General features: G+C 67.4%; 5 protein-coding genes. 2 read left to right on the top strand and 3 right to left on the bottom strand.

Going from position 1 to position 4,286, the window contains the following annotated elements; genetic code table 11:
* Window positions 1–111: 111 nt before the first annotated feature.
* Complete coding sequence (locus GBZ26_RS27625; protein WP_174441552.1) at window positions 112–984, bottom strand: branched-chain amino acid aminotransferase; 873 nt, start codon at window positions 982–984, stop codon at window positions 112–114.
* Window positions 985–1,124: 140 nt separating this feature from the next.
* On the opposite strand from GBZ26_RS27625, the gene GBZ26_RS27620 reads away from it, so the two are divergent.
* The gene (locus tag GBZ26_RS27620) at window positions 1,125–1,637 is read left to right on the top strand and encodes a MarR family winged helix-turn-helix transcriptional regulator (protein ID WP_174441551.1); all 513 of its coding nucleotides are present in this window, start codon (window positions 1,125–1,127) and stop codon (window positions 1,635–1,637) included.
* Between the two features lie 35 nt (window positions 1,638–1,672).
* Here GBZ26_RS27620 and GBZ26_RS30485 read toward each other — a convergent pair whose 3' ends face one another.
* The gene (locus GBZ26_RS30485) at window positions 1,673–1,813 is read right to left on the bottom strand and encodes a hypothetical protein (protein ID WP_246653930.1); all 141 of its coding nucleotides are present in this window, start codon (window positions 1,811–1,813) and stop codon (window positions 1,673–1,675) included.
* A 268-nt stretch (window positions 1,814–2,081) separates the two neighbouring features.
* Window positions 2,082–2,288 carry a cold-shock protein gene (locus GBZ26_RS27610; RefSeq protein WP_014197503.1) on the bottom strand — a complete coding sequence of 69 codons (207 nt, stop codon included), beginning with the start codon at window positions 2,286–2,288 and terminating at the stop codon, window positions 2,082–2,084.
* Window positions 2,289–2,612: 324 nt separating this feature from the next.
* Between GBZ26_RS27610 and GBZ26_RS27605 the strand changes: the two genes are divergently transcribed.
* Window positions 2,613–4,286, top strand: a 1,674-nt coding sequence (locus tag GBZ26_RS27605) for a sensor histidine kinase (RefSeq protein ID WP_174441549.1), incomplete at its 3' end; no start/stop codon positions are given.

The raw sequence follows: 4,286 nt of genomic DNA, 5'->3' as shown, positions 1-4,286 counted from the left end.
TCCCTGGCCCTCCCCCGCTCTCGGCGGACCTATGGTCCGCCTGCCGCGTCAGCGCAAACCTTTGGTTTGCGCGAAAGCTGCGCAGGGGAGGAGGAAAAAAGGGCGTGCCCCTTAACCGCGCACCAGCGCGTCGTAGTCTTTCACCAGCGTCTCGCAGACGCGGCCCGGCGTGAAGCGATGGTCGCCGATCTGGCCGACCGGGGTCACCTCCGCCGCCGTGCCGGTCAGGAAGACCTCCTGGGTGTTCGCCAGTTCGTCGGGCTGGATGTGGCGCTCGACGACCTCGATGCCGCGGGCCTTGGCGAGGTCGATCACCGTGCGGCGGGTGATGCCGTCCAGGAAGCAGTCGGGCTTCGGCGTGTGGATCTTGCCGTCCATCACCAGGAACAGGTTCGCTCCGGTCGCCTCGGCCAGATAGCCGCGGTAGTCGAGCATCAGCGCGTCCTGGTAGCCCTCGGCCTCCGCCTCGTGTTTGGAGAGCGTGCAGATCATGTAGAGGCCCGCCGCCTTCGACGCCGTCGGCGCCATGTCCGGGGCAGGGCGGCGCCAGCGCGACCAGGTCAGCTTGATGCCGGCCATCTTGGCCTCGGGGCTGAAATAACTCGGCCACTGCCAGACCGCGATGGCGACGTGGATGCGGCTGGCCTGCGCCGCCACACCCATCATCTCGCTGCCGCGCCATGCCACCGGGCGGACATAGGCGTCGGTGAAGCCCATCGCCTTCACCGTCTCGTTGGTCGCGGCGTCGATCTCCGCCACCGAATAGGGCAGTTCGAAACCCAGGATGCGGGCCGAGGCGGCCAGACGCTCGCTGTGCTCGGTCAGCTTGAACACCGTGCCGTTGTAGACGCGCTCGCCTTCGAAGACGCAACTCGCGTAGTGCAGGCCGTGCGACAGGACGTGCAGATTCGCATCGCGCCACGGCACCAGCGCGCCGTCGTACCAGATCACGCCGTCGCGGTCGTCGAAGGGAAGGATGGACATGGCGGCTCCCACCTTGGTCTTTGGCCCGTTGTTCGGGACTTGGAATGGAATTGTCGAAAGCCGCGCTTGTCTCGCGGGCTTTGTTCGTTTATGTCTGGCTTATTGACCCATTTGTAACGAATCGCACCGATCACGTCAACATGGCTGACATAAAAGCGGGCGTGAACCAGCTTTTCCTGCGCGAAGAGGAACTTCGCACGGGCATGGAGCTGCTGTTCTACGCCTATCGGGAGTTCACCGCGGAGCCGGACGAGATCCTGGCGGAGATCGGCTTTGGCCGGGCGCACCACCGCGTCATCTATTTCGTCGGGCGCTACCCGAAGATCACCGTGTCGGAGCTTCTGGCGATCCTGAAGATCACCAAGCAGAGCCTGTCGCGCGTGCTGGGGGAGTTGGTCCGGCAGGAATTCATCCTGCAGCAGACGGGCGTGCGGGACCGGCGGCAGCGTCTGCTGGAACTGACCGAAAAGGGCGTGGAACTGGAACGCCAGCTCTCCGAGACGCAGCGGCAGCGGATCGCCCGTGCCTACCGCATGGCCGGGGCGGAGGCCGTCGAGGGCTTCCGCAAGGTGATGCTGGGCATGATGGACGAGGAGGACCGGGTGAAGTTCGCCCCGCCGGTGCCGGCCCGGCTCGCCGCCGTGAAGCGGTAGGAACCTGGCCGGAATCCCGTCGGGTCAACCGTCGATCAGTTGTCCTTGGCCGGAGGCGCCTCCGGGGCAGCGGCGGGAGCCGCATCCGCCGGCGGGGTGCCGGCGGCGCCTTCCGCCCCCTCCTTGGCCGCGGCGTTCGCGGCGCCGCGGCGGCGGAAGGATGTGCGCTTGTACACCACGCTGTCCGAAGACCCCGGCGGGCACTGAACGATTTTACCCCCCTTCGCAAGAAACTCGCGGGTCATGGAGTCGAGATCATTCCGATCCGCGCTGCGGTTATCGGATGCCATGCATGCCTCCTGTGATCGTCATCGTGCCCCATGGCACCATCCGGGCGGTCCCGGCAGTCCATGGAGCATGCGTTTCTTTTGTGAAGCGGCTGTTACAGGATTGGGGGCAACCGGCCCCTGAACGGGCGGCTCCGACAAAAATCGGAGTTGAAAATCACGCCTCTTTCAGGTTGGCCGCGGCGCTCTTGCCCTTCTTGGGGTCGCGCTGGAGTTCGTAGGACAGCTTCTGGCCTTCATGAATGTTGATGCCCGACCGCTCAACGGCGGAGATGTGGACGAACACGTCGGCCGTCCCATCGTCCGGCTGGATGAAGCCGTAGCCCTTGGTGGTGTTGAACCATTTCACGGTTCCAGTAGCCATCTGGTAGTTCCTTGAACGAGGTTTCCCATGGCGCTCATGCCACGGGTTCACATCAAATCACCGAGGGGAAGGACCAGACGCAGCGATCTGCAAGCGGACCGTAAACCCAAAGAAATTCGACTCTTTTCATGTGGGGATCGAAAGGCCCGGATGCAACCCGAACCCTTCGGACAAAGCCCTGTCCATAGGTTTCGCCTCACGACTCTTTTCCCATTCGTCGGCGTCGGCCCTGCCCTTCGGCAGAGTTGTCCCGGGCTTGTTGCTTAGCCCATAGTTTTGACGACCCGATTCTTTTGTCTTAGCTTCCCTGAAGGAGCTGGCGGCATGCAGCGTGCCCATCTCGTGGCCGCATTCCTGACCTTTGCCGCCTTGTGCGTCGGCGTATCCGCTTTGTCGGTGTCGCGCGACCGCCACGCCACGCTGGAACAGGCACGCCGCGAGTTCGCCGCCACCGCCCACCTTCTCGACGAACACGCCAGCCGTGCCATCGAAGCCGGGGACGCCCAACTCCGCATGCTCCTGGACGCGCTGGAGCGATGGGACCGCCGCGACCCCGCCGAAGGCCAGCGCATCCAGGCAGCGATGCGCGCCCGCGCCGAACGCCTGCCGCAGATCGGCGGCGTCTGGGCGCTGGACGCGCAGGGGCGGCTGCTTCTGGACAGCGCGGAACACCCGCCGCCGCCCCGCGACCTGTCGGAGCGGGATTATGCCCAGGCCCATCTCGGCGTCACGCAGGGATCGCCACCGACTCTCCATGTCGGGTCCCACCTTCCCGCCGGCCCGGGAGTCAACCAGGGGCGTTTCACCATCAGCCGGGCCCTGCGCGACGAGGAGGGGAACCTCCAGGCGATCGCGGTGGCGGGCATCCGGAACACCTACTTCTCGCAGATGTACGGTGAAGCCGGCTGGGGCGAGGGCGCTCGGCTGGCCCTGTTCACCAGCGGCAAGGAGAAGCTGGCGGAATGGCCACCGGACAGTGCCGTCGCCCCGCCCGCCGCCGCGTGGCCCCAGCCCTGGGACCCGTCGGACAGCCCGGCGATCGTGGAGGGAAGGCAGATCACCGCCGCGCGGATGCTGACCGGATTCCCGATCGTGGTGGTGGCGAGCCGCCCGCTCGCCGAGGTGCTGGCTCCCTGGCGGGAACGCGCCTTGTGGACCGCGGCAATCAGCGGCGGCATCCTGACCGGCGCCTCGGTGCTGTTCGTCTTCGCCCTGGCCGGCGCCCGGCGGGAGGATGCGGTCCGGGCGGAGCTTCTGCGCGCCAACCAGAGCCTGGACGAGCGGGTCCGCCGGCGCACGGCGGACCTGGAGAAGGCCCTGCGCAGCGCGGAGATGGCCAGCCTTGCCAAGATGAAGGTGCTGGCGACGGTCAGCCACGACCTGCGCCAGCCCCTTCAGGGTCTGGCCGCCTTCCACGAGCTGCTGTTGAAGGAAGCGCCGAACCCGACGCTCCAGCAATTGGGCGCCATGGCCTCGGCGTCGCTCCAGGCCGGACAGCGGCTGCTGGACGACCTGCTGACCCTGTCGCGGCTGGAAGCGGGCGTGGTTCCCGTGGAGATCGGCGTCTTCCCGCTCGCCCCGCTGCTCGACCAGCTCGCCGCCGAACTGCGGGCGGAGGCCGAGGGCAAGGGCCTGCGACTGATCGTGATGCCCACCAAAGCCTGGGTGCGCAGCGATCCCGCTCGGCTCCAGCCGATCCTGCGCAACCTGCTGTCCAACGCCGTCAAGTACACGGCGCGCGGCGGGGTGGTCGTCGGGGCGCGGCCGCGCGGCGACGGCTTGCGGGTCGAGATCTGGGACAGCGGCCAGGGCATCGCCGCCGCCGAGTTGGGCACGATCTGGGAGGAGTTCTACCAGATCGGCAATCCCGCCCGCGACGGGTCGCGCGGCGCCGGCCTCGGCCTGTCCATCGCGGAACGCACCGCCCGCCTGCTCGGCCATCCGCTGGAGGTCCGGTCGCGGCTCGGCCACGGGTCCGTCTTCGCGGTCACCCTGCCC

It is taken from the genome of Azospirillum formosense, assembly GCF_013340925.1.
In the GTDB taxonomy this organism is placed as follows: Bacteria; Pseudomonadota; Alphaproteobacteria; order Azospirillales; family Azospirillaceae; genus Azospirillum; species Azospirillum formosense.
This window is presented reverse-complemented; position numbering and strand designations above follow the sequence as displayed.

What these genes read in the sequence shown, in the direction of transcription:
- GBZ26_RS27610 (WP_014197503.1), bottom strand. Translation starts at nt 2,288, where the DNA reads ATGGCTACTGGAACCGTGAAATGGTTCAACACCACCAAGGGCTACGGC.
- GBZ26_RS27625 (WP_174441552.1), bottom strand. Translation starts at nt 984, where the DNA reads ATGTCCATCCTTCCCTTCGACGACCGCGACGGCGTGATCTGGTACGAC.
- GBZ26_RS27620 (WP_174441551.1), top strand. Translation starts at nt 1,125, where the DNA reads ATGGCTGACATAAAAGCGGGCGTGAACCAGCTTTTCCTGCGCGAAGAG.